Below are 1990 nucleotides of genomic sequence, written 5' to 3' on the forward strand. Positions count from 1 at the left end.
GTGGGACAGCTTTGCCGACGATGCCTTCATCCGCGACGCCGAAAGCGGGTTCTATTTCGACCCGGCCAGGCTGCATGTGCTCGACCATAAGGGTGAGCATCTCTCGGTGCGCGGCCCACTCAACATCGCGCGGCCAATCCAGGGCTGGCCGGTCATCGTGCAGGCCGGCGCCTCGGAGGCAGGACGCCAACTGGCGGCGGAGACAGCGGAGGTCATTTTCGCCGCCCATGCCGATCTCGCGGCGGGGCAGCGCTTCTTCGCCGACGTCAAAGGCCGTGCGGAAAGGCTTGGCCGGTCGCGTGACGACATCAAGATCCTGCCCGGCGCCTTTGTCGTTGTCGGTGACAGCGTCGAGGACGCGCAGGCCAAGCGGGCGAAGCTCGACAGTCTCGTCTACTACGAGAGCGGCATCGCCTCGCTGTCGATCGCCATCGGACATGACGCGTCCGGTTTTGATCCCGACGCGCCCTTGCCCGAAATCCCCGAGACCAATGCCTCGAAGAGTGGCCGCGAGCGCGTCATCGAACTGGCACGCGAGGAGAACCTGACCGTCAGGCAGCTTGCGCAAAGGCTGGGCGGCTATTCCGGCCTTGCTTTTGTCGGCACGCCTGAAACAATCGCCGACGAGATGGAGGAATGGCTGATCGGCGAGGGTTCCGACGGGTTCAACATCATGTTTCCATACCTGCCCGCCGGGCTCGATGATTTTGCCGAGAAGGTGGTGCCGGAATTGCAAAGGCGAGGGATCTTCAGGCGGCAATATGAAGGGTCGACACTGCGCGAGAATCTCGGCCTGAAGCGTCCGCCCAACCGGTTTTTCGAGTAGAGCCTTCTTCGCAGGGAGATTTTCGATGTCGATCCAGTCCAACACCCGCATCGTGCTCGCGGCGCGGCCACAAGGCCGGCCAAAGCCGGATGATTTCCGCATCGAGACGGTTGATGTCGTCCAGCCGGGAGAGGGCGAACTGCTGCTGCAGATCCTCTATCTGTCGCTCGATCCCTATATGCGCGGGCGCATGAACGCTACGAAATCCTATGCCAGGCCCGTCGATGTCGACGGCGTGATGGAAGGCGGTACTGTTGCGCGCGTCGTGATCTCTCGCCACCCGGAATTTACCGAAGGGGATATCGTGTTGTCCCATTCCGGCTGGCAGAGTTTTGCCTTGTCCGACGGTGTGGGGCTGCGCAAGCTGGATCCCGCTGCGGCACCCATCACGACGGCGCTTGGCGTGCTCGGCATGCCGGGCTTCACGGCCTATGCCGGTCTGCTCACCATCGGGCAGCCGAAGCCTGGCGAGACGGTCGTCGTGGCGGCCGCCAGCGGCGCGGTCGGGTCGGCCGTTGGCCAGATCGCGCGCATCAAGGGCGCGCGTGCCGTCGGCATTGCCGGCGGTGCCGACAAGTGCGCCTTCGTGCGAGACGAACTCGGCTTCGATGCGGTCGTCGATCACCGTGCCGATGATTTTGCCGAGCAGTTGAAGGCAGCCTGCCCCGGTGGCATCGACATCTATTTCGAGAATGTCGGTGGTCCTGTCTGGGACGCGGTGTTTCCGCTGCTGAACGAATTTGCGCGTGTGCCGGTCTGCGGGCTGATCGCGCAGTACAACGTCATCGCGGATGCCGGCGTCGACCGCTTGCCGGTATTGATGCAGCAAGTGCTGCACCGCAGCCTGACGATCAGGGGGTTTATCCAGCGTGAATTTGTCGACCAGCGCCCGGCCTTCTATCGTGAGATGGCCGAATGGATATCGTCCGGCCGCGTCCGCTACAGGGAAGATATCGTCGATGGCATCGAAAATGCACCACAGGCCTTTCTCGGCCTTCTCGATGGCAAGAATTTCGGCAAGCTGATCGTGCGTATCGCGGAATAAATGCCGCGCAACGATCAGGCGGGGCTGCTTGGGTAATTTCTGCCGCAGCCGTGGCCGCGGGGCGTGATTGCCAGCAGCCGCCGATCAGCCGGTTGCCCCGGCTGCCGATGACGCCGAGC

The 1990-nt window shown here is 63.2% G+C and carries 2 protein-coding genes; both read left to right on the forward strand.

Annotated features, from left to right (window positions below):
• A partial coding sequence (locus EN994_RS28945; RefSeq protein ID WP_127308034.1) for an NtaA/DmoA family FMN-dependent monooxygenase occupies positions 1-826 on the forward strand: 826 nt, incomplete at its 5' end.
• A gap of 25 nt (positions 827-851) precedes the next feature.
• Positions 852-1871 (forward strand): NADP-dependent oxidoreductase, encoded by a 1020-nt coding sequence (locus tag EN994_RS28950; protein WP_024502301.1) that lies wholly within the window; start codon positions 852-854, stop codon positions 1869-1871.
• The last annotated feature ends 119 nt before the right edge of the window (positions 1872-1990 follow it).

The sequence above is a fragment of the Mesorhizobium sp. M7A.F.Ca.CA.002.09.1.1 genome, from assembly GCF_003998555.1.
Classification (GTDB): Bacteria; Pseudomonadota; Alphaproteobacteria; order Rhizobiales; family Rhizobiaceae; genus Mesorhizobium; species Mesorhizobium ciceri.